The sequence below is a fragment of the Arthrobacter sp. 10T425 genome, assembly GCF_056393985.1.
The window spans coordinates 1-463 of sequence record NZ_JBFTGZ010000076.1; the positions used below are offsets into that span (position 1 = coordinate 1).

The window sequence follows — 463 nt, forward strand, 5'->3', positions numbered from 1 at the left end:
GTACACGCCCGGCTTGGCATCCGCGGGAATGTCCACGCCCATCCACAGCGGTTGCACGCGCCCCTTCGCCACGTCCACGCGAGTACTGAACGGCCGGCCGGTGTAATCGACGCCGCGCAGGTTGAAGCAGGTCAGCGCGGTGGCTGGGATGATCGCGCCGTCGGGGCCGTGCAGGTCGCCGAAGGCCACGCGCACCGCGTTCACCGGCGCGCGCGCCGCCCACACGCCGATCTGGAAGCTGAGGTATTCGCCGCGCAGCGCACTGTCGCTCAGCGTGCCGCCGGGGCCGCGCTGCGCCCAGGACACCGGCAACCTGTCGAACATGCGCACCGGGTTGGCGCGCGTTTCCGGGAACAGCAGCAGCGCTTCGGTGTGCGCGGCCAGCAGCGCGTCCTGTTCGGCCGGCGTGGCGGTGCGCTCCATCGCGGCATAGGCGTCGAAATCGTCGACCGCTTCGTAGCGC

At 71.3% G+C, this 463-nt stretch carries 1 protein-coding gene; it reads right to left on the reverse strand.

Going from position 1 to position 463, the window contains the following annotated elements; all coding sequences use genetic code 11:
* Window positions 1–463, reverse strand: a 463-nt coding sequence (locus tag AC1DDH_RS20595) for a glycoside hydrolase domain-containing protein (RefSeq protein WP_476956231.1), incomplete at both ends; no start/stop codon positions are given.